Annotated in this window: 20 protein-coding genes; 8 read left to right on the forward strand and 12 right to left on the reverse strand. The window is 29.8% G+C overall.

Going from position 1 to position 23,978, the window contains the following annotated elements:
- Positions 1-38: 38 nt before the first annotated feature.
- Positions 39-2,675 (forward strand): DEAD/DEAH box helicase family protein, encoded by a 2,637-nt coding sequence (locus A8C32_RS14010; RefSeq protein WP_069831055.1) that lies wholly within the window; start codon positions 39-41, stop codon positions 2,673-2,675.
- Position 2,676: 1 nt separating this feature from the next.
- On the opposite strand, the gene A8C32_RS14015 is transcribed toward A8C32_RS14010, so the two are convergent.
- The 9 genes from A8C32_RS14015 to hemA all read right to left on the reverse strand — a co-directional run bounded on the left by A8C32_RS14015 (position 2,677) and on the right by hemA (position 10,663).
- Positions 2,677-3,450, reverse strand: a complete 774-nt coding sequence (locus A8C32_RS14015; protein WP_240491751.1) for a hypothetical protein — start codon at positions 3,448-3,450, stop codon at positions 2,677-2,679.
- Between the two features lie 25 nt (positions 3,451-3,475).
- Complete coding sequence (locus A8C32_RS14020; RefSeq protein WP_069831056.1) at positions 3,476-3,862, reverse strand: YchJ family protein; 387 nt, start codon at positions 3,860-3,862, stop codon at positions 3,476-3,478.
- Between the two features lies 1 nt (position 3,863).
- Positions 3,864-4,769, reverse strand: a complete 906-nt coding sequence (hemF, locus tag A8C32_RS14025) for an oxygen-dependent coproporphyrinogen oxidase (RefSeq protein WP_069831077.1) — start codon at positions 4,767-4,769, stop codon at positions 3,864-3,866.
- Between the two features lie 83 nt (positions 4,770-4,852).
- Positions 4,853-5,413 (reverse strand): GNAT family N-acetyltransferase, encoded by a 561-nt coding sequence (locus tag A8C32_RS14030; RefSeq protein ID WP_069831057.1) that lies wholly within the window; start codon positions 5,411-5,413, stop codon positions 4,853-4,855.
- A complete protein-coding gene (locus tag A8C32_RS14035) occupies positions 5,397-6,161 on the reverse strand; it encodes an EI24 domain-containing protein (RefSeq protein WP_069831058.1) in 765 nt (254 codons plus the stop codon). The genes A8C32_RS14030 and A8C32_RS14035 overlap by 17 nt, the downstream gene beginning before the upstream one ends.
- On the reverse strand, positions 6,158-6,709 hold the full coding sequence (locus A8C32_RS14040; RefSeq protein ID WP_069831059.1) for a GNAT family N-acetyltransferase: 552 nt from the start codon (positions 6,707-6,709) through the stop codon (positions 6,158-6,160). The genes A8C32_RS14035 and A8C32_RS14040 overlap by 4 nt, the downstream gene beginning before the upstream one ends.
- Before the next feature lie 9 nt (positions 6,710-6,718).
- Positions 6,719-7,756, reverse strand: a complete 1,038-nt coding sequence (gene hemE / locus A8C32_RS14045; RefSeq protein WP_240491752.1) for a uroporphyrinogen decarboxylase — start codon at positions 7,754-7,756, stop codon at positions 6,719-6,721.
- 74 nt (positions 7,757-7,830) lie between these two features.
- Positions 7,831-9,408: a hydroxymethylbilane synthase gene (gene hemC, locus A8C32_RS14050; protein WP_069831060.1), complete on the reverse strand. Its 1,578-nt coding sequence runs from the start codon at positions 9,406-9,408 to the stop codon at positions 7,831-7,833.
- Positions 9,401-10,663, reverse strand: coding sequence for a glutamyl-tRNA reductase (hemA, locus tag A8C32_RS14055; RefSeq protein WP_069831061.1), 1,263 nt, complete (start codon positions 10,661-10,663; stop codon positions 9,401-9,403). Before hemA ends, hemC begins: the two co-directional genes overlap by 8 nt.
- A gap of 189 nt (positions 10,664-10,852) precedes the next feature.
- Here hemA and A8C32_RS14060 point away from each other — a divergent pair, with 189 nt between their 5' ends.
- The gene (locus tag A8C32_RS14060; protein ID WP_069831062.1) at positions 10,853-11,752 is read left to right on the forward strand and encodes a helix-turn-helix transcriptional regulator; all 900 of its coding nucleotides are present in this window, start codon (positions 10,853-10,855) and stop codon (positions 11,750-11,752) included.
- A 663-nt stretch (positions 11,753-12,415) separates the two neighbouring features.
- Complete coding sequence (locus A8C32_RS14065) at positions 12,416-13,165, forward strand: hypothetical protein (protein ID WP_069831063.1); 750 nt, start codon at positions 12,416-12,418, stop codon at positions 13,163-13,165.
- Positions 13,166-13,265: 100 nt separating this feature from the next.
- Here A8C32_RS14065 and A8C32_RS14070 read toward each other — a convergent pair whose 3' ends face one another.
- Positions 13,266-16,742, reverse strand: coding sequence for a TraB/GumN family protein (locus tag A8C32_RS14070; RefSeq protein ID WP_069831064.1), 3,477 nt, complete (start codon positions 16,740-16,742; stop codon positions 13,266-13,268).
- A 186-nt stretch (positions 16,743-16,928) separates the two neighbouring features.
- Between A8C32_RS14070 and hemH the strand changes: the two genes are divergently transcribed.
- From hemH to A8C32_RS14095, 5 genes are all read left to right on the forward strand, one after another.
- A complete protein-coding gene (gene hemH / locus A8C32_RS14075) occupies positions 16,929-17,960 on the forward strand; it encodes a ferrochelatase (RefSeq protein WP_069831065.1) in 1,032 nt (343 codons plus the stop codon).
- A gap of 2 nt (positions 17,961-17,962) precedes the next feature.
- Positions 17,963-18,511: a CopD family protein gene (locus A8C32_RS14080; RefSeq protein ID WP_069831066.1), complete on the forward strand. Its 549-nt coding sequence runs from the start codon at positions 17,963-17,965 to the stop codon at positions 18,509-18,511.
- 280 nt (positions 18,512-18,791) lie between these two features.
- Positions 18,792-20,204 (forward strand): sensor histidine kinase, encoded by a 1,413-nt coding sequence (locus tag A8C32_RS14085; protein WP_069831067.1) that lies wholly within the window; start codon positions 18,792-18,794, stop codon positions 20,202-20,204.
- A 39-nt stretch (positions 20,205-20,243) separates the two neighbouring features.
- The gene (locus A8C32_RS14090; protein ID WP_069831068.1) at positions 20,244-21,026 is read left to right on the forward strand and encodes an enoyl-CoA hydratase/isomerase family protein; all 783 of its coding nucleotides are present in this window, start codon (positions 20,244-20,246) and stop codon (positions 21,024-21,026) included.
- Positions 21,027-21,299: 273 nt separating this feature from the next.
- Positions 21,300-22,373 (forward strand): PA0069 family radical SAM protein, encoded by a 1,074-nt coding sequence (locus A8C32_RS14095; protein ID WP_069831069.1) that lies wholly within the window; start codon positions 21,300-21,302, stop codon positions 22,371-22,373.
- A gap of 55 nt (positions 22,374-22,428) precedes the next feature.
- Here A8C32_RS14095 and A8C32_RS14100 read toward each other — a convergent pair whose 3' ends face one another.
- Both A8C32_RS14100 and A8C32_RS20730 read right to left on the reverse strand, forming a co-directional pair.
- Complete coding sequence (locus A8C32_RS14100; RefSeq protein ID WP_069831070.1) at positions 22,429-23,040, reverse strand: hypothetical protein; 612 nt, start codon at positions 23,038-23,040, stop codon at positions 22,429-22,431.
- 677 nt (positions 23,041-23,717) lie between these two features.
- Positions 23,718-23,978: hypothetical protein (locus A8C32_RS20730; RefSeq protein ID WP_165605794.1), on the reverse strand; the 261-nt coding region annotated here is incomplete at its 5' end.

The raw sequence follows: 23,978 nt of genomic DNA on the forward strand, positions 1-23,978 counted from the left end.
TATTTTTAGCAAAGTTAATCATTATAACAATTTTCATATTGAGTTCATTGCTAGAAAAATTAAACTTTATTTATTCATGGAGAACCTATCAAGTTAGAATATTAAAGAATTTTGAAAAATATATTGAAGATAACCATTTTCATTTTATTGCTCCTCCTGGTTCAGGAAAAACGATATTAGGTATTGAACTTATAAAAAGAATAAATAAAAAAACACTTGTTCTTAGTCCAACACTAACAATAAGAAATCAATGGGAAGACAGATTGCAACAGTTTTTTACTGATAAGCAAGATTTTAAATCGGTCTCTTTCGATATTAAAAACCCAGAGCATATAACTTTTATAACTTATCAGTCGTTACACGCTTTTTATAAAACTTTTGAAACAGATGAAGCGTATTGTTCTTTTTTTAAAACAGAAAAAATAGAGGTCTTTGTTTTAGATGAAGCCCATCACTTAAAAAATGTATGGTGGAAATGTTTAATGAAGATAAAAGCTAATAAGGCATTTAATATTGTAGCTTTAACAGCAACACCTCCTTATGATAGTGAGCAAGCAGAACTCTCGAAATATTTTGAACTTTGTGGAGATATTGACGAAGAGATTTCTATACCAGAATTAGTTAGAGAGCAAGATTTATGCCCACATCAAGATTTTGTATACCTTTCTAAGCCAGACGATTTAGAAATTAATAAAATTGTTGATTTTAGACGAGAAATAGCAGATTTTGTAGATAAATTAGTAAACGATGATGTGTTTATTGTATTTCTAAAAAAACATCGATTTTTTAGTGATACTGCTTTGTTTTTAGGAGATATATACAGTAATATAGAGTACTTTTCTTCATTATTAATTTTTTTAAATACAGCAGGACTTAAAATTTCATATGAGAAATTAAAAGTTTTAGGTTTCTCTAAATCTGAAGCTATTGTGTTTCCAGAATTGACATTGAATTGGTTAGCTATTCTATTTCAAAATATTTTAATAAATGATAGGGAGCAGCTTTTGGAAGATAAAGATTATATTTTAAGATTAGAAAAACAATTAAAAAGACTTCATGCTTTTAATAATAAAAAGGTAGATTTTATTGGACAAGAGTCTATTTATAAATCTTTAACCAATAGTAAAAGTAAACTGAAAAGTATTGTTGAAATTTTGAGTTCGGAAAGTAATAGTTTAAAAGAAGATTTACGCTGTGTTATTTTAACAGATTATATTAGAAAAGAATTTTTAAATACCACTAAAGAAGCCGTTTCAACAATTAATAAAATAGGCGTTATTCCTATTTTTCATTTTACTAAAGAAGCTTTTCCCAATGCATCAAAAATAGCAGTGCTTACAGGAAGTATTGTTATAATACATCAAAACATCATAAAAGCTTTTAATAACTTAAAAGAGGAGGATGTGTTTTCTTATAATGCTCTAGACACAAATAATGGCTTTTTAAGTATATCTACTAGTCAATCTAATAAAAAATCTATAATTAGTATTATAACTAAGCTATTCGAAAAAGGGATTATTCAAGTTATAATAGGTACAAAATCTTTACTTGGAGAAGGTTGGGATGCGCCTTCTATTAATAGTTTAATATTAGCTTCTTTTGTAGGGTCTTTTGTGTCGTCAAACCAAATGCGAGGTAGAGCAATTCGTAAAGACGAATTAAAATCCAATAAAACAGGTAATATATGGCATTTAGCATGTGTAGATGCAACTCAAAAAACAGGTGGTCATGATGTAGAAATATTACGGAGGAGATTTGATACTTTTTTAGGAATATCTAATACAGATTATCCTTTTATAGAAAACGGAATGCAACGGTTAGATTTTCCAGAATACATTTTAGAACAAAATATTGATGTGTTAAACAAGGCCACATTAAAGTTAGCTTCTAATCGTTCTTTTACTGCAAAAAAATGGAACGAATCTATTGGTAACGGGATGAAGATAAGCAAAAAAATAAAGCTCAATTATTTAAATAAAGTATCTTTTAAGAAACAAAAAGAAATGTACTTTTTAGATGTTGTAAGATTTATTTTTATAAACTTAACAGGTGCTATGTTGTTATTTTTTCTTGAGTTTTTCTTAAGAAATTTGAATGTTGTATTAAATAAAGGAACTTTAGCTTTTTTGTATGCTTTAATAGCTTCTTTTTTATTGTCTTTTGGGTATAAATTATATAAAGCAATAGGTTTATATATAAAACATGGCTTTTTGTATAAAAAAGTTAATAAGATTGGGTATGTTGTTTTAAAGACATTTAGTGAATTAAATTTTTTAGATACAGATATAAAGTACCTTAGAGTAGAATCTTATGTTGAAAATGGAGGTGCTGTATTTTGTGGTTTATCAGGAGGAACCCAATTAGAAGAAACGCTTTTTGTTAAAGCACTAGATGAATTACTGTCTCCGATAAAATCACCTCGTTATTTAATAACTAAAACTAATTTTTTAAAAAAGAAGTTTGATATAGAAAATTTTTATTCGGTTCCAGAAATTTTTGGAGACAGGAAAAAAAATGCGTTAGTTTTTCAAAAACATTGGAAAACATATATGGGTAGTTCTAAACTAATTTATACAAGACAATTAGCAGGAAGAAAAATGCTTTTAAAATCACGCTTATTCCATGTTAGCAGTTCTTTTTTAAAAACGAGTAGAATGGTTAGTATATGGAAATAAATTACTCTAAATTCCTAACAAATTTTTCAACATTAAATTGAACATCATCTTCGCCTTGTTGGTCAAAAGGATTTTCTAAATGAGATTGAATATTGTCTAGCGCTACTAAAATAACACTAAATAATACAGGAACAGCAAATTGTAAACCATAGTTGTAGCTGGTTACGTTTTCTGCAAAATGAGGCCCGTAAATAATTGGTAAAACAACAATAAATATATCACTATAGGTACGTAATGTACGAGGTGTTCTGTATTGGTAAATATGTTTAATACGTTCAAAAGAAATCATCATTTTGCTTAAAAACTGATTGGAACGTGAGGCTTCTCCAGATGGCAAGCCATGAGCGCGTAAACTTTTTATAAATACAGAAAGATTGTTGAAATTTTGATATACACCTTTTTCAGTTTCTTCTAAATCTTGAACAGGGTTTGTAAATACTAGTGTACAGGAACTCAATAAGTTTTCAAGGTGTAGTTTGACTTCGGTTTTTAGTTCTTGCGGTGGATTTTCTAACCAATGCGATACTGCAAAGTATAGTGCTCTACCATGCGCTTTTATAGATCCATATTCGTCTAAAGCAACTTCACGGCGTTTATAGGCGCCACCAATAGAAAAGACTATTGGAAATACAATAGCAGTACCAATAAGTGTTAGGGGGAAATCCGCTTTAATATGAAAGTGTAAACAAAAAGCTGTCGAGGCTACAGATAAGCCCGTAATAACTAATGTTTTCCAATTAATAATTAATAAGGATCGTTTAATGGTTTTCAACATATTCGTGTGCTGTTGTTTTATTTTATTATTGACTTAGTCCTAAATATTTCCATTGCTTGTTTTCTTTTACGAAAGCAGATTTTTCGTGAATAATATCCACTTTTCCATTTTCGTAAAAATAGGCATTAAATGTTACTGTGCCTTCGGTATCATTTTGCATACCCTTAGTGCTATTCAATACTTCTAGTTTTATCCATTGTACAGATTTTGCCCATTTAACAATGGATTTTTTTTCTTTTATAGGTCGCGTTTTTGTATGATGACTTTGCATTAAATAATCGCCATTTGCTAATACAAATGCACTATATCTAGAGCGCATTAATTGCTCTGCTGTTAAGGCGTTATTAATATCTTTATGTGCTTTTTCGCAGCAATTAGCGTATGTTTTTAAACTTCCGCAGTAACAATTCATCTTAATCAACCCAATTAATAGGTGCTTGTAATATTTTAATTAAGCGTTCTTCTTCGCTTCCAGTTTCTGGATGGTGGTCGTAGACCCATTGTGCATGTGGAGGTAAACTCATTAGGATACTTTCTATACGGCCATTGGTTTTTAGACCGAAAAGTGTGCCTTTGTCATGTACTAAATTGAATTCTACGTAACGTCCGCGACGAATTTCTTGCCAGTTACGTTGCGCTTCTGTATAAGGTAAATCTTTTCGTTTTTCTACTATAGGTGTATAAGCATTAAGGAAACTATCTCCAACTTCGGTTACGTAGTTGTACCAATTATCCATAGACATATCTTCTGAAGCTTTGCAATAATCGAAGAATAAGCCACCAATACCTCTGCCTTCATTTCTATGTGTGTTATAAAAGTACTCATCGCAACGAGCTTTATATTTTGGATAAAATTCATGATTATGATTGTCGCAAGCTGTTTTACAGGTTTGATGAAAATGTTTAACATCTTCATCAAATAAATAATAAGGAGTTAAGTCTTGCCCGCCACCAAACCAGCTATCTATAATATCTCCATTTTCATTATACATTTCAAAATAGCGCCAATTAGCATGTACCGTTGGTACCATTGGGTTTTTAGGATGCAATACCAAGCTTAATCCGCAAGCAAAAAAATCGACATCTCCTACTTTAAAATAGGTCTGCATAGATTTTGGTAATTTACCATGTACTCCAGAAATGTTAACACCTCCTTTTTCAAAAACGTTACCGTTTTCAATAACGCGTGTACGCCCACCACCACCTTCTGGTCGTTTCCAGATATCTTCTTGGAATTTAGCTTTTCCATCAATAGCTTCTAGCTTGGAAGTTATGGTATCTTGTAACCTTTGAATGTATTGGTAAAACTTGTCTTTCATTGGTGTTAAATCATATTTTTTATTAAAACAGGAGTCTTTTTTAAACATTATTAATGTTTGTAGGATTCACAATATTTTAAGGTTTAGTTTTGTTCGATATTTGTTTTGTTGTATAGCTCGTAGAGTTCCATATCTAAAGGAGCTTCTCCTATTGGGGTATATTCATTTTTTAATGTTTTGACCCAAGTAAAATTACAATTTTTTGCGACCTTTATACTGGCAATATTACTTTTATGAACAGTAATCTGAAGGGTTTTTATGTCTAAGTTGTTAAAGGCGTGATTGGCTAATAAATGAATGGTTTTACTCATTATTTTTTTGCCTTCAAAAGTATAGCCAGTACAATAGGCGAACTCACCTTGTTTTTTATTCCAATCCAATTCTTTTAAATATGCTAAACCTACTAAATGATTGGTTTTTTTTTCTTTAATGGTGAATAAAAATTCTTCCTTTTTTTTGAATTGTTTTGTCTTTTTTTCTACAAAAAGTTTCGATAAATCTGGAGTTAAATTTTGTTCTAATGTTTTAGGAAAATAGCGTTTTAAACGGGTTTCATTAGCAACTATAAAATCGCAAAGTTTCCAAGCATCTTGTATTTTAATAGGTTCTATATAGAAGTTGTCAAAACTAAGCTGCGTTTGCATTTGCTACATTGGTGTTAAGTTTTAAAGCATCTACTGTTTTTATTGTGGCTGCGGTAACAGATAAGGGTAATACTAATATAACACCAATTATAGGAATTAATAAAAATAGCATAAAAACAATACCATTACCTATAGCTAAGCCACGATGTTTACGAACAAATTGAAGGCTTTCGCGGTATTTAAAATGGCGTTCTAAAGTATAATCCATATTACCAAAACCTGCATAGTAACTTTGCAGAGAAAAGAGCATTATGGTAGATAGTATATTAATAATTGGTATAAATTTTAATATTAATAATGGAATGGTTAAGAGTAACTCCATGAATAGATTTCTTATGTTTATTCTAATACCTCTCCATAACTGTTCTTTAAAGGTTGTATTTCTGTGTTTGTGAGTGGTATTTGTTGTTAAGTAAGCTTCTATTTTTTCTGAAACGGGGCTCATAAATGGAGCAGATAATGCCATGATTATGTGCTTATATAAAATAATGCCTATTACAATTATAATTAAACCACCAAGAATAGAACTGAAATAAGAAAATACTTTTTTACCAAATTCCCAAGGCCATACTTGTGAAATAAAGTTGCCAATATTGTCCGATAGACTATATGAGATAAGTCCAATAACAAGTGCTGTTACAAAACTAATAAGCATGGGGATTGTAAAATACCTCCAGAGTTTTAGTTTGGATATTAAACTAAAAGCTCCAAAATAGGCTTTGATTCCTAATGAAATGTCTTTAATCATGTTTTGTCTTTTAAATACTCCCCTTTTAATAGACCAAAATACATAACATCTTCTAATTTACCTAGATGCCCTTTGTATTCTTCTCGTAAAATCCCTTCTTGTTTAAATCCATTTTTTAATGCTACTTTTTGGCTCCCAATATTTTCGGGAGCAATACGGATAAAGATTTTATTCATATGTAATATATCAAAGCAATATGTTACAATTTCTGAAGTGAATTTAGATACTAGACCGTTACCTGCATAATCTTTTGCGATAAAATATCCTATTTCGCATTTATTAACACTGTAATCAATGTTTTTAATATTGATTAAGCCAACTATTGTGTTTTTTATAGTGTCTTTAATAAAAAAGGTAAAACAATTATTATTGTTTTCTTCTGAAACCCATTCTTTAAATAGTTTTTCTGAAGTTTCTTTAGTTTCACACCTTTTTACAGTACCAGAAAATCCTTTTTGAATATATGTTTTGTTCGTCTGAATTAAATTAAAAAACGCATTAAAAGAAATGTATTGAATTCGTTCTAATTTGTAATTTAAAGTATTCACGAGAATAAATTATTTATATTCTTTTACTGCATCTATAAATGCTTTGGCGTGGTCTAATGGAATGTTTGGTAGTATACCATGTCCAAGGTTTACAATATATTTGTCTTTGCCAAAGTCGTTAATCATTTGGTGTACCATTTTCTTTATTTCGGCTGGGGGCGATAATAAACGTGAAGGGTCAAAATTTCCTTGAAGCGTGATATTACCTCCTGTTAAATAACGTGCATTACGTGCGGAACATGTCCAATCTACGCCTAATGCAGATGCATTAGATTTTGCCATGTCACCTAGTGCAAACCAACAACCTTTTCCAAAGGCTATCACTGGTGCATCGTCTTTTAATGCTTCAATAATTTGATTGATGTATTGCCATGAGAATTCTTGATAATCTGTTGGAGATAACATACCTCCCCAAGAATCGAATATTTGCACAGCGTTAACACCTGCTTTTACTTTTTCTTTTAGATATGCAATGGTGGTATCTGTTATTTTTTGTAGTAATTGGTGTGCTGCAATTGGATTTGTAAAACAAAACTCCTTCGCTTTGTCAAAGTTTTTGCTGCCTTGACCTTGTACACAATAACATAAAATAGTCCATGGTGAACCAGCAAAACCAATTAAAGGAATTTCATCGTTTAATAATGCTTTGGTTGCTCTTATGGCTTGATATACATAGTCTAATTCTACGGTTACGTCTGGTACAATAACATTACCTACGTCTTTTTGAGAGCGAACAGGATTTGGTAAATATGGCCCAAAATTTGGTTTCATTTCTACTTCAATATTCATGGCTTGTGGAATAACCAAAATGTCACTGAATAAAATAGCAGCATCCATACCATATCTACGAATAGGTTGTACAGTAATTTCACTGGCTAATTCGGGGGTGCGGCAACGCGTAAAGAAATCGTATTTTTCGCGAATGGCTATAAATTCTGGTAAATAACGTCCTGCTTGACGCATCATCCAAACTGGTGGACGATCTACTGTTTCTCCTTTTAATGCTCTTAAAAATAAATCGTTTTTAATACTCATATCTTTTGTCATTCCCGTGAAGACGGATTTTTTTAATTGAAAATTCAACTTTTTTATTTACTATCTATAAAGTTTAAAAAAGATGTTTAAATATAATGTGCGTTTACCAACTCAATAACGCTTTCTACTGTAGGTATTTTGGCTATTCTAACATCTTTAAAATGTTTTCTTGCTTCTGTTGCTGTGGTTTCTCCAATGCAAAAAGCGATAATTTCATTGTCATTTTCCTTAATAAAGCTTTCTACTGTAGATGGGCTATAAAACATAACGCTTTCAACAGATTCATTTACTTTGCGACCATCAAATTTGGTTTGATAGGCTTCGATTTCATTAACTTTTATATTGTTTTCAGAAAGTATTGTTGGTAATGCGTCTAACCTAATATCGCTACAGAAATAGGTAACTTCTGTACCTTCTATATATTCTACTAAATACTCGGCAAGTTTTTGAGCATTTTTTTCTGTGTGCTTAACTTTACCTATTCTGTTCTCTACTAAACGTTTGGTACGACGACCAACACAGTAAATATTTTTAAATTGTAACTCTATTGCTGAGTAGTTTGCTAGCAAAGATTCAACAGCATTTTTGCTGGTTATTATAACGTTTTGAATTTCGTTTTTAAAGAAACGTGGATGTATTCTATTGGTGCTTATTTTAATGAAATCGTCACTTTCTGCTGTTACTTTTTCATGAAATAATAAGCGTTGGTCTTCTGTAAAGGATTTTGTTGAAAATACATTCGTTTTTTTGTTTGAATGTTTCATTTTATCCATTAAACGTTTACCGCCACGTTCTATAATGAAATCGGCACAATATGATGCCATATCATTATGTTCTCCTACTTTTTTAACTCTGGTAACATCGATTCGTTTAGTGCCATCGGGGCTTAATAAAACGCCTTTAAAGTTAATTTCTTCATCTTTTATATAAGCTAAGGCTCCAATAGGTGCGGTACAACCACCTTCTAGCTTATTTAAAAACTCACGTTCTATGTTTGTGCAAATTTCAGTTTCTTCATGATTAAGTTCTGCACAAATTGCCCTAGTTTCTTCATCTTCTTCAAGTGCAGTAATCATGATAGCACCTTGTGCGGGAGCTGGAATCATCCAATCTAAATTAATAGCTTCTTCTGGTCTTAAGCCAATACGACCTATACCAGCTGCAGCGAAAATTGCCCCATTCCAGTCTTCGTTATCTTTTAGCTTTTGTAAACGTGAGTTTACATTGCCGCGTAAATCTACAATGGTGTGTGATGGAAATCTATTTAACCATAAAGCACGTCTTCTTAAACTCCCTGTAGCAATAATAGCTTCTTTGGAACCTAAAAATTCTTCGTTGTTTTTAAAAATTAAGGTGTCGTTTACATTACCTCGTTTTAAAACTGCTGTTTGTACGATGCCTTTTGGTAAAAGGGTTGGTACGTCTTTTAAGGAGTGCACCGCAATATCGATATCATAATTTAACATCGCTATATCTAAGGTTTTGGTAAATATACCTGTAATGCCTAGTTCGTAAAGCGGTTTGTCTAAAACTAAATCTCCAGTAGATTTTACTGGAACGAGTTTTGTTTTGTGACCTAGTTTTTCAAGTTGTTGTTGTACTATTTTGGCTTGCCATAGTGCTAATTCACTATCGCGCGTACCAATTCTTATGGTTTTAGACATTGTTTAGAGTTCCTTCTAACCTAAATACTTTTTTAATAAGTTCGAGACTATCGTCTGTAGAAGTATCATCATCTTTTAAGTGATGAGCAAAGTGGTTAGTGATTTTTTGAATAATGTTATTGCTAATTAATTCAGCTTGAGCCTCGTTAAAATCAGCATTTTTTTTACGTTGCGCATCTAATTCTGCTGTTGCAAAATTTGTTAGCTTATGTTTTAAAGCTTTTATTGTTGGTGCAAATTTTCTGGTTTCTAGCCAGTTATTAAATTCAGTTTTAACTTCTTCTATTATAGTTTCAGCTAAAGGAATATGTTTTTTGCGTTTTTCTAATGTTTGGTCTGTTATTTTAGATAAATCATCTAAGTGTACTAGAGTAACATTGTCTAGTGTTTCAACATTAGCATCAACATTTTTAGGTATTGATAAGTCTAAAATTAATAGTTGCTTTTTTGACTGAATGATGTGTTTATCTATTGTTGGGCGTTGGGCACCTGTAGCTACAATTAAAATATCAGAATTAGTAATTTCTTCTTGTAAATTGGCATAGTCCTTAACTATCAAATTAAACTTTCCTGCAACTTGCTCTGCTTTAGTTTTGGTTCTGTTAATTAAAGTTATTTGATCATTTTTGGTATGTTTTACTAGATTTTCACAAGTATTTCTGCCTATTTTTCCTGTTCCGAATAATAAAATATTTTTATTAGAAATGTCTTCTACAGAGTTAAAGATATATTGAACCGAGGCAAAAGATACAGATGTTGCTCCTGAAGATATTTCGGTTTCGGTTTTAATGCGTTTACTAGCTTGAATAACAGCATTTACTAAGCGTTCTGTGAAGTTATTAAGAAGTCCGTGTTTTCTTGAAAGTTTAGTGCTTTTTTTTAATTGACTAATAATTTCGAAATCTCCAAGTATTTGACTGTCTAAGCCAGAACCTACGCGAAACATATGAGCAATGGCGTCTTTATTTTTGTAGATATAAGCAACATCTTGAAATTCTTCAACGGTACCTCTTGTATTATCGCAAAGTAGTTGGATTAATTGAAAAGGGTGCTGTGCAAAACCATAAATTTCGGTTCTGTTACAAGTAGATGTTACTACCAAGCTTTCAATATTGTTTTCTTTAGCTTGATTGAGCAATGCTAGCTTAGATTCTTCGTCCAAACTAAAGTGCCCTCTTATGTCTGCATCGGCTTTTTTGTAACTTAAACCAATGGCATAAAAGTAATTACTTCTTGAAATGTTATACTTCTGCATATTAATCCTTGAAAATATGAGACAAAAATATGTTGATGTTCATTAAAAAAATAACGCTTAAAGAACTTTTAGTATCGTTTGTGGTTTTTTATGGTTGTTTTTTATAAATTTATGATAAATGTCATACATTTGTAATGTATTATGCAGGTTTACGACATATAATTTAGAATAAATCTAAATAGGTTGTTTATGAATGATGAAATAAAAGGAAATAAAAGTATCGCTCAAAGTTCTTTTGATGAAACTAAAGTAGATGAGGGGGTTTTAGTTCTTGCTTATAAGAATGAAGGTGTTGATGTACAGTCTGTTGCGAAAGAAATAGATAGTGATTATATTCAATTTCATTTTTGTGTAAAAGGATCAAGCCAGTTTATTTTTAATGAAGGAAGGTATAGATTAAATATTCTTGAAGAAAATTCATTGTTGCTATATAATCCTCAAAGAGATTTACCTATTAATCTTGATATAAACCCGCATTCATGGATTGTTTCTGTCTTAATATCAATTAAAAAGTTTCATGGTTTATTTTCGCAAGAAGCTGATTATATCACATTTTTAAGTGAAGATAATAAGGATAAGAAATATTATAAGGACGGTGTCATTTCTCCATCGATGGCTATTGTGTTAAATCAACTCATTAATTATAATTTTAACCAGTCTATAAAATCACTTTATTTTAAAGGGAAGGCTTATGAGCTTTTGAGTTTGTATTTTAATAGAAGTGAAGATGCCGATGTAGAACAATGTCCGTTTTTGGTAGATGAAACTAATGTAATTAAGATTAGAAAAGCTAAAGATGTTATAATATCAAGAATGGCAGAACCACCAAGTTTACAAGAGCTTGCAGATGAAATAGGGTTGAGCCTTAAAAAGCTTAAAGAAGGATTTAAGCAAATTTACGGCGATTCGGTTTTTAGTTTTCTATTTGATTACAAAATGGAGGTTGCTAGAAAGTTGTTGGAAGCTGGAAACGATAATGTAAACGAAGTAGGTTTAAAGGTTGGTTATAGTACATCTAGTCATTTTATTGCAGCTTTTAAAAAGAAATATGGTACTACGCCTAAGAAGTATGTTATGTCTCTGTCTTAAAATTTAGTAGGCTTGTTTGTTTGTTTTTTATGTTATTATCCTAAATGGTTTGTTTGATCTTAGCTGTTTTTAATTAGAAGAATTGGGGTTAATGGCTTTCTAATTATTTATCTCTTCTATTATATTGGATAATTTATTTTATTTCGCTTTAAAATAGTAAATATTTTTTTAATAAATTGATTATTAGCTTTATAGAATTTGTGTATAAATATTTCTGTATTTGTAATTTTTAAGAAAGCGATTATGTAGAAAAACCTCACTAAATAATGTTTTGTAGGAATTATCTAAAACGGGTTTCATATACTTTTTTTTGCGTAAAAATCCTAATAAAATTAAGGGTTTTGCGTGAATGTAATCACACTTAATCGATTTTTTTTGCGTTTTATCGTGTTTTGTTTAAAAAAAATTTTATATTTGTTCAAGACAACTAAAGAAAACCAACCACCTAAACCAACTAAAACCAGACTCTACTAATGAAAAATTTCTCTTTCAATTATTAGCTAGATTAGCTATTATCTGATACGTCAGTCTCAATCAATTTATTTTTACTAAAACCAAAAAAAGAATGAATGTCTATTTATTCTCTAAAACTTAACCATGTATAGCTTGAGATTTCCTAATATTTTTAGATTTATTTTAAGTTTTGCAGTAACACTCTAAATTATGAATAAAATAATACTAAAAACCTTGTTACTCTTTTGTTTAATAGCTACTTCTTGTAAAACTAAAGGAATAGAAGATAAGATGGTGGATCAATGTGAGTTATTTAAAATTGGAAACTATAAATTTTATAACCCAAGAGTTTATGATCGTCCTGTTATATTTAAAAAAGAGAGTCACGATCTATTGCATAATGAATATGTGCCTATATGGTACCCTGGATATTGTGCTGTAAACTTGCCTTCATATTTTAATACAAAAGAAGATTATGTAAAACATATACATTCTAGTCAAATCAAACGCTTTAGCTCTCCTTATTTTGAAGAAATGTATAATAAGAATAAGGATAATTTAAAAGGGGTAGAAGGTATTTATCATAAAGATTATCACCTTTTATTTAGAGGTACTGTTAGCGTAAAGAATTTAACCTCGGGAAATGAATATCTTTTAGTAGCTGGTAAGAGTTATATTGCTAATGAAGCTGATTATAATAAAAATACTGAGTTTTATGAGAGTGATGTAAAAACAATGTTTGCATTCATGTTAGAAAACGGTGTGTATAAATATGTAGATGTAGATCTAGTTGTTGGAACTTTTACAAAACCACAGCATGAGCAAGTATATGATATTTTAAATGCTAAAACATTAGTAGATGCTATATGTTTTGAAAATGTAAATACTATAAAGAAACCTAATTTTGATAGTTCAACATTACCAGGATGGGTACATAACAAATCTGAGTTAGATGAGTAGTTTTAATTGTTAATTGATACAGTAATTATTTGATAAACTTACTGTTATAATCACTAAAGCTTTGCTATGTAATAGTAAAGCTTTTTTTGTTCGATGATATTTAAAAATTAAATCCTAAAGTATAAAAATCATCTTCTTTCGTTATTCGTTTTCTTGTCTTATGTTTTATTGTTTCTATGGTGTCATCAATAATTTCATTGTCGGTCATAGAGCCATCTATGTAAATACTGTTTTTGTAAAAAACTTTTGTGTTAATCTCATTGTTGTTTGGTTTTATAAAGGATATACAATGTAGATATGTATTGCTGTTATAAGGTGTTATTGTTTTTTGTTTGTAGGTATACATTATAATGGATTCATTTTTATCTGTTTTAAATTCTTTTTCGCCTATATATAATAAGGAATCTTTTTCTTGATAATTTGATATGTGCAATAATATAGATCTAGCATAGTCTTTTTGAGTTATGCCGTATTTATTAAAATTTAGCTTATTCCTTTTTAATACCTCAACAGTATACCATAGGTTTTTAGGGCTTTTAATTGTTTTTTCTATGAGTTTTAAGGGAGTATCTTCATTCTTTTTCTTTAAAAGCATGTAATATTTAGTTAAGGCTTTGGTATTGTTGCTTATTAAAAATTTTTCAAAAAAATCAATGGCGGTTTTTTCTTTTCTAAAAGGAAAAATAAGTTTGACATAGTTTTCTATAGTGTCATCATAGTGTTTTGAGTAAGTGTGGTTTTTTATTGAATTTAAGCTTCTTTTTACTTCAATTTTTGCATCATTTATAATTTGATTTTTGTATTTTTTATAAAGTTTTGGTTTTATAAAAGCACTATCTTTTAATGTTGCTAATAGTTTATAAATGGGTTTTTTGTATTCTTTAATAGTTGAATATTTCAAAAGATTGGGGAATAAATGTTTTTTGAGCTGAAGTGAATCTCTTTGAAGAAGAAAATGATAGCTTCCTCTGGTTGTTATTAGGGGTAAGTCTTTTTCAATTAATTCCATCATTAAATTATAAGATTCAATATTGTTTTTATTTAATAGGGCTTTTAATATAGCAGATTGGGTTTTAGGATCTGAGTAAGATTTTAAATATAAATGTTTAAAAAAAGGATTAATTTTTTTGTTATTTAAGAATCCTAATTCCTTTATTAAATTCGTTTTTATATTAATTCTGTCCGTAGGAAAATCGAAATTTTTAATAACATCTATAATGTCATCTACATTATGTTCTTTAAACTTAATTTTTGAATAAACTTTTAAAACTAAGCTATCATTTTCTTTTAAGGCTTTAAAAAAAATAGCTGTTTTGTCATCAAATATGGTTTTGCCAAGAAGTGTATCTTTTGGTGTGAATGATTGATAGAATTCAGTTATAAATTTCGAAGGCTTTGTGATGCTGTCTGTGAGTGTTTTTAGTTTATAAAGGACACCTTGCTTAAGAATGTTTTTTACTAAGATTGTTTTAGCGCTACTAGTGTCTTTTATGTGATAAGAGTATGTATAGGTGTTACTTTTTTTATCTTTCTTTTTATTAGATAAAATTAATTTTTTCTGATCGAGAAATGGGTTTTTAAAAAGAGTTTCTTTATCGAGCGAGTTCCAAAGACTATCTATATTATGAAACATCTGTAAATCGTGATATTTCTTTCTAGTTATATATATTTGCTCATTTGCTTTTGTTCTATAAAAAGTTTCTTTATTTGTTTCGTCATAAGTTTTTTTCTGTCTATTTGTATATGACGGAATATATATGGGTTTTGTATTTGTGTTAACAGAGAAATACAGGGATGTGTCTGTTACTTTTTTAAAATTATTATAAGTGATATTGTTAAATTGAAAAGAATTAAAATAAGTAGCTGCTTTTTTTTCATTGTTACCAATATAACCAAGTAAATAGTATGAATCATCTTTAACGATGCTCTTAAGATGTAATTGTTTGCTAGATAATGAGTCTAGTTTGGCTCTAGAGATATAGCTTTTGTATAGTTCATTTTTAAAAGATCCGCTTGTTTCTTTAATTTTTAAATATTTATAGAAACTATGGTGAATTTGTTTAGCCTCGAATTTGTCTTCTTCAATATAACTTATGTCATGAACAGGAGATTCTTGGGCAAAATAAATATCATTATTAATTTTACCTTGAATTAGTTTTTTGCCAGAATTATTAATGTTTCCAGAAGTATAATATTTCGGAAATTCTATACTATACTTATTATAAGGAGATGTAAATGTGTGTACTTTGTTAGTGTTTTTCTTAAAAGATATAGAGTTAAAAATATCTTTTTCGTAATTTAAAACATAGTCTTTTTTTCCTCCAAATTTTATAATGACTATTTCTAAAGGTGTTTTGTAGATGTGATATTTTTGATAATCACCTTTTTTTGTTTTATTAAGTATACTAATTCCTGAAAATGGTTGTGTGAGTTTCTCTTTTTTTATAATATCACCAGGAATATCCTCATAAAGTAAATTGTCTATTTTTTGTAATGAAATTGGCTTTTCATGAGGTAGATATTCAAAAGTATTTATTCTGGTAATAGTTAAAAAAGCACCATTAGTCATATCTGGAGCTAAATAATATTTTAATCCAGCATGAGAAAATTCTCTTAATATATCAAAACTTTTAATGGTAAGGAATTTGTCTGGGGTAGACTGTAATGTTAGTTCTGGTTTAATTAATAAATTGTCCAGTTTGTTTTTTTCATGTTTACCAAAAGTTGTTTGTTTGGAAACTAAAGGTTTAACAGTGTAGCCTTTTTCTATAAGCATATTAATTATTCCCTTTTTTCCAGGTAAATGAGCTGCTCCAATACCAGAGAATATAGATTTGCTATGCATTAAAGAATCTAAAACATTTACCATATTTTTATTTCTTTTGTATAGCATATGTTCTCTAAAAAAAGGTGTGTTAACAGCATTTCCAATAGAGTCAAGTAGGTCTAAGTTGCGTTCTCTATATGTGTTTTCTTGAATAAAATAAGGATTCTCTCTTGTAAAAAGTTTTTGTAGCCAAGTATCTGGTTTTTTCTTAGTAGGATTGTAGCTAGCTTTAGTGGTTAAATATCTGGATTCTGCTAAGTTTTCCAAGCTAATTATGGGTTTTTTTTGCTTTTTTCCTGCTTGATAAATAAACATATCTAAATATGTTTCCTCTTCAAAATTATCAGATCCAAAATCTTTTCTGTACAAGTAACCTTCAATTAATCTACTGTCAATTCTAATACTATTTCTAATAGTTAATTGGTTTGGGTGTTCTAGTTTAAATAAGTTGGTGTAAAAGTTATTATTATAAGAGTTGTTTGTTGGGTTAAACATTGAATTATTATAATTAAACTCTAGCCAAGTAGAAGGATCGGACTCTAATGCAATACATTCGCTTTTGTTTAATGCTTTATAAAAAACATCATCTAACCTAAAAGCTACTTTTTTGCTTACATGCATGGTGCCATATAAGAATGATGATTTTTCTAAACCATTGCCAGATACTTCCCAAAGAAGGCTTTGGTACTTTTGTTGAGCGAAGTTGTAAGTTGAAATAAATAAAATTAAAAGGTGTAAAATCCTTTTCATAAAAAAGAAATTATTTAATTAGTTTAGAATATGGGTTTGGTGGGCGAATATATAAATATAAGTATTTTAAGACAAGGAGGTCAATTACAAATTAGCAAAGTCTAGTTTCCAATTTGCGAAACATATTATTTTAATGTCTATTACAAATTAGTATTGTATTTTTGTAATATAAAATAATTACCACGCATGAAAGGAGTATTACTCGTAAACCTTGGTTCGCCAGAGAGTCCAGAACCAAAGGATGTAAAAAAATATTTAGGTGAATTTTTAATGGATGAGCGCGTTATAGATGTGCCATTATGGGCGAGAAATTTACTGGTAAAAGGGATTATTTTAAATACAAGACCTAAAGCCTCTGCTGCTGCTTATAAAAAAATATGGTGGGAAGAAGGTTCTCCACTTATTGTACTCTCAGAAAGGCTTCAAAATAAAGTACAAGAACAAGTTGAGTATCCTGTAGCATTAGCCATGCGTTATGGAAGCATGACTATTAAAAAAGGTTTTCAGGAATTGGTTGATAAAGGGGTTAAAGAAGTGTTGTTGTTTCCACTATATCCACAGTTTGCTATGGCAACTACAGAAACCATAACCGTTTTAGCCGAAGAAATTCGTCAAGACTATTTTCCTAATTTAAAAATAGAATCTGTTCCTGCGTTTTATAACAAGCCAGATTATATAGAGGTGCTTGCTAATTCAATAAAAAAGCATTTGGCAGATAAAAAATACGACCATATATTATTTTCGTACCATGGCGTACCAGAACGACATATTAAAAAAAGTGATGTAACCAAATCACATTGTAAAATAGATGGGAGCTGTTGTGTAACACCATCAAAAGCCCATGAATATTGCTATAAACATCAATGTTTAGAGGTAACTAGGTTGGTGGCCGAAAAGCTTCAATTTAAAGGAGGCACTTTCTCTACATCGTTTCAATCGCGTTTAGGTTTCGATCCTTGGCTACTACCATATACAGATAGAACTATTGAACGTTTAGGTAAACAAGGCATTAAAAATATGGCTATAATAACGCCAGCGTTTGTTAGTGATTGTTTAGAGACATTAGAAGAAATAGCCATGGAAGGTAAAGAGATTTTTCATGAAATGGGAGGAGATCACTTTACGACAGTACCATGCTTAAATGATGACGCAGAATGGGTCATGTTACTTTCTAAATGGATTAAAACCTGGGCAGAACAACCTATTAAAGTAAATTAATTATGGAGTACTATAATTATATAAAATCATTTCACTTAATTTTTGTCATCACTTGGTTTGCAGGACTGTTTTATATCCCTCGTTTGTTTGTCTATCAAATAGAAGCCTTTCATAAACCCTCACCAGAAAAAGAAATTTTAGGTAAACAACTTAAGCTTATGTCTAAACGCTTATGGTTTATCATTACATGGCCATCTGCTGTTTTAGCAACAGTATTTGCTATTTGGTTAATGATATTACAACCATTATGGTTAGAAGAACCTTGGATGCACGTTAAATTAGGCTTTGTGGCTTTACTTATTATTTATCATCTTAAAACACATCAATATTATAAGCAATTACAAAACGATGTAGTTAAAAAAACATCTAGTTTTATGCGTATTTGGAATGAAGGTGCAACATTTATTTTATTTGCAGTTGTATTTTTAGTTATTTTAAAAAGTGCTATTAACTGGGTGTGGGGAGTAGTTGGTATTATTGTTTTAGGAATTCTTATTATGTTAGGTTTTAAAGTTTATAAGAACATACGCGATAAAAACCCCGAAGCTTAAGAGAAATTTCAATTTTTCAAACTTAGGTAAATACTTTTATGGGCGTTACCCAAGGGTCGGGCTTTCACTACTCGCTTTCTTGTTTTTTAGAAAAACAAAAAGAGCTCAAACATACCGTTTAATCCCTAACGCAACCAACATGTTAACTAGCTGTTACTTTTTATACCTATCTTATTAAGTGCTTTGGTTTGATTATTGTTATATTTAAGCTAATGAAAAAATAAATTTAGTATAGTTGAAACGAAAAAAACTTTCATTACGAACTCGTATTTTTTTAACAATGATATTGTTAGTCCTCTTAGGGTCTATACTAATTTCTGCAGTAGCTATCTATCAATATAAAGAGCAAAGTCAAGATTATCATAAAGGGCGTTTAGAACGTAAGGAAGAAAATATTCAAAAGCACCACAAACGTATTCTAAATGGTAGGCAAAATACATGGGAAGTTAAAACAGAAAACATTCCATTAATTTTTAAAGAAGAAATCTACAATATTGCAGATATACACAAACTTCAAATTAATTTATATGATTTAGATGGTTCCTTATTAATATCATCAAAAGCAGGTTTACGAAGCAATGGTGTAGACAAGTGTATTAAAATTGAAGTTTTAAATGCTATTTCAAACAGTGCAACTCACAGGTTTGTAGATAAACATAAAGAAAATGGCGAGACATTTCAGTCGTCCTATACTTATATTACAGATCAAAAATCTAAGCCAATAGCTATATTAAATTTACCATACCTGGAGAAAGACGACTTTCTATCTAAAGAGTTACAGGAATTTTTACAACGTATTAGTGTTGCATTTATGGTTGTTCTATTTACTGCAATAACAATAGCTTTCTTGTTATCTAAATATATCACTAAGTCTTTAAAAACAATTAGTGATAAAATTAATACAACAAGACTTGAAAAACGTAATAAAAAAATTGATGTTGATGAAACTAGTGAGGAAATCTCAGCTCTGGTTACCTCCTATAATAGTATGATTGATGAGCTTGAAGAAAGTGCCGTACAATTGGCGAAAAGTGAAAGAGAGCAAGCGTGGAGAGAAATGGCAAAACAAGTAGCGCATGAAATTAAAAACCCATTAACACCCATGCGTTTAACGGTACAAAATTTCCAACGTAAGTTTAATCCAGAAGATGAGAATATTCATTTAAAAGTAGACGAATACAGTAAAACAATTATACAGCAAATAGATACGATGAGTTCAATTGCATCAGCATTTTCAAATTTTGCTAAAATGCCAGCGCAACAAAATGAAACCTTAAATGTGGTGAAAATTGTAAAATTAGCTTTAGATATTTTTAATGAAGATTATATTTTTTTTGCAGCAGATGCCGAGGAGATTATAGCGAAATTTGATAGAACACAACTTATACGTGTAGTTACTAATTTAGTTAAAAATGGAATTCAATCCATACCAGAAGGCAAAACGCCAAAAATTGTAATTAATGTTGGTATGAACCATAATAATGTAGTCATTACTGTGGCAGATAATGGTTCTGGAGTTTTGGAAGAAAATAAAGAAAAAGTGTTTGAGCCAAAGTTTACAACTAAAACAAGTGGTATGGGACTTGGTTTAGCTATGGTTAAAAATATGCTAGAAACCTATAAAGGGAGTATTACATTTATTTCGGAAAAAGATAGGGGAACCACATTTAAAGTTGAATTCCCTAAAGAATAATTTAATCTTGTAGAAGCAGTAATCTTAATTAATAATGCTATGAATTACAATAATATCCTTTCAGAAAAAGAAAATAGTATAAACACCATTACTATTAACCGTCCAAAGAAGTTAAATGCTCTAAACAAGGAGACTATTCAAGAATTACATAAAGCCTTCAAAATAGCTAATGAAGATGATGCCATTAAGGTTATAATAGTTACAGGAAGCGGAGAAAAAGCATTTATAGCTGGAGCAGATATTAGCGAATTTGCAGATTTTAATGTTGAAGAAGGATCAAATTTGGCAGCAAAAGGACAAGAATTATTGTTTAATTTTATTGAAAATCTATCAACGCCAGTTATAGCGGCAGTAAACGGTTTTGCGCTTGGTGGGGGTTTGGAGCTAGCAATGGCGTGTCATTTTAGAGTAGCTAGTGATAATGCTAAATTAGGGCTGCCAGAAGTATCGCTAGGAGTAATTCCGGGATATGGAGGCACCCAGCGATTACCTCAATTAATAGGAAAAGGGAGGGCTATGGAGCTTATTATGACAGCAGGCATGATAGATGCTAATCAAGCATTAGCTTACGGGTTAGTAAATCATGTAACCACACAAGAAGAACTTATTTCGCTTAGTGAAAAAATAGCAACTAAGATTTCTCGTAATTCTTCTGTTGCAATAGGAGCAGCAATTAAATCTATAAATGCTAACTTTAAAGAAGGGGCTAATGGCTTTGATGTGGAAATTCAAGAATTTGGCAACTGTTTTGGTACAGAAGATTTTAAAGAAGGAACTACTGCTTTTTTAGAAAAACGAAAAGCAAATTTTACTGGAAAATAATTAAGCCGTTATTATAAAAGCTTATCAATTAGCTGTGTTTTTATGTTTTAAGGATATAAAAGATGTCACCTCTTATCTTTAGTCTAATTTGATTTTTTGTTTTAAATGTTTGATTTATAGTGTTTATTGGTTTTTTTGTGAGAATTTAAATTACAATTTTGCTACAATATGTAGTTTGTTAATAAACCATTTTTGCTTTAATCATTTTTGAGTAAATAATAAATTAATTTTATAGAGCGACTTACTCCAGTTTGCATTCTAAACTTTATTATTATGAAGCTCAAGCCACCTATTAAAGGACGAGGAGCACAACTTAATATTCATAACCGTTTCTTTCAATTAAGTCATGAAATGCGTGATGATTTTTTAGAATTTTGTCAAAAAGAAGGCGAAGAAGCCGATAAAAATAAAACACTTTATTTGGAAGTTTTTCCAAAAACAATAGTCAATAAAATAGAAAGTCCAGATGTTGGTATGTCGTATTCTATGAATCCATATCAAGGCTGTGAGCATGGTTGTATTTATTGTTATGCTAGAAATTCACATGAATATTGGGGCTACAGTGCAGGTTTAGATTTTGAACGCCGCATTTTGGTAAAAAAAGACGCTCCTAAGTTATTAGAAGCTCTATTAAAAAAGAAAAGTTGGAAAGCTCATACTATAGTTATGTCTGGGAATACAGATTGTTATCAACCAGCAGAAAAGCAATTTGAAATCACTAGACAATGTTTAGAGTTGTTTTTAAAATATAGACACCCAATAGGTATTATTACAAAAAACGCTTTAATTCTTCGCGATTTAGATCTTTTAAGGGCTCTAGCGGAAGATAATTTAATAACAGTGAATATATCTATTACATCGTTATCGGAAGATACTAGGCGTATTTTAGAGCCTAGAACAACGACTATAAGCAAGCGTTTAGGAACAGTAAAAGTGTTGAGTGAAAATGGAGTTCCAGTTAATGTCATGCTTGCCCCTATTATCCCGTCAATAAATAGTCATGAAATATTGCCTTTAGCTAAAATGGCTTCAGAGCATGGAGCGCTATCAATAGGGCATACTATTGTTAGATTAAATGGAGCGATTGGAGAAATTTTTTCAGATTGGATAAAAAAAACAATGCCAGATAGGGCAGATAAAGTGTTACATCAAATAGAAAACTGTCATGGAGGAAATTTAAATGATAGTCGTTATAAAACCAGAATGCGAGGAGAAGGTAAAATAGCAGAGCAAATTAATAATTTGGTAAGACTAGCAAGACACAAGTATTTTAAGGGAAGTAAAATGCCTAAACTTAATTTGGATTTGTATGAGCAATCCAAAGATGGTCAGTTAAAATTGTTTTAAAATAAAAAAGTGAGCCATTACAGCTCACTTTAACCAATTTAGTTAATATTAAACTTTAATTAATAATTTTTGAGAATTCTCTGTTTTCAGTTTTAACGACAATTTTATATGTGTTTTTTTCTAAATCTAACAGTTTGTAAACTTTTTCAATGTGTTTAGTGTCTTTAATTTTATCAGAATGAATTAATTCATAATTTGTTGAAAAAGCTGCATTATCTAGATAAATATCAATACTTAAAGGCTCTTTGTTTAATGAAAGCTTAGTAACAAAAACTAGGTGGTCATTAACTTTTATGTATGGCTTAAAGATTGTTTTTTCTAAATTCTTATCAAACATAACATTGCTAGAGTTAACAATAAATGGAACGGTATTAATTTCTAAATCTTTATCAAGTTCAAAAATATACGAACCATTTGGAAGTGATGTTAAATCAAAACCATTAGTGTAAACACCAGTTTGTTGTACAGTTTCTTTATATAATACAATACCATGGTTATCTTTAATAGATATTAGGTTTCCTTGCTTTGCATTTGTCAAAGTAATAGAGGTTCTTTCAGAGTCATTCTTAATTGTATAGAATGAAACTTCACTAGCGAAACTTAACAAGGTAGCAAACAGTGTTACCATTAAGATTCCTTTTTTGGAGTGTTTAAATACGTTTTTCATAATTCGTTTTTTATAACGTTTAACACTGCAAATATATAATGAGAATTCAGATTGTAAAACATTGATATTAATGCATTTATATGCTATTTTATCTGTCTTTTTTATGTTAAATCAATATAGAATATTAGGAAGGTAATTAAGCATATTATCTAATGGGTAATTGTGAATTACATATAAGAAATATTGTAAATGTTAATCAAATATGTTTATTTAAGTCTTGGGTATTATTTGGTAATAATATGCCTAAAATTTCTAAAATTTTAAATAGAAAGAGTTGAATAAAATTTCTAAGCATTCAGTTTATGTATAAAAGCATAATTTGTGAATAATTATTTTTAATAGAAGGAAGGATAGTTTTTGCGCAGGAAATAAAAATATTTGAGTGTAAACTTAAATATAAGCAGAGATAAATATGATGTTCTTTGTAGAAAAGATAGCTTTAAGAAGAGATTTTAGATTAAGAGATTAACATTTACATTATTGTTGAATGTGTAAAGAATTGGAAAATTAAAAGCTTTTTGTAGGTATATAGTTGAGTTATTTTAAATTAAAATCTTAAGATGCTGGAGTAAGACTTTTTATTTGAGAAGTAATAATTGAAAAAAGAGAGGATAAAAAAAAGTAGGCCACTACAGCCTACTTTTTACAACTAAACTAAACTAAATAAGACATTAAAACTAATTATTAATGAATTCCGTGTACTCGTTATTATCCGAGTTTAATACTATTTTGTAATTTCCTTTTTCTAATTTGTAAGCTTTTTGGATTACTTGAACATCTTTAATTTTTTCAGAATGTAGTAATTCAAAATCGCCATTAAAGCTTTTGTAAATGGTGATATTTAATGATTTAAGGTTTGGGGCAAACTTTGTTATATAAATAACACCATTTTCTTGTCTTGTATATGGTTTGTATATGGTTGTTTCTTTCTCTTTGTT

Source organism: Flavivirga aquatica, assembly GCF_001747085.1.
In the GTDB taxonomy this organism is placed as follows: Bacteria; Bacteroidota; Bacteroidia; order Flavobacteriales; family Flavobacteriaceae; genus Algibacter_C; species Algibacter_C aquatica.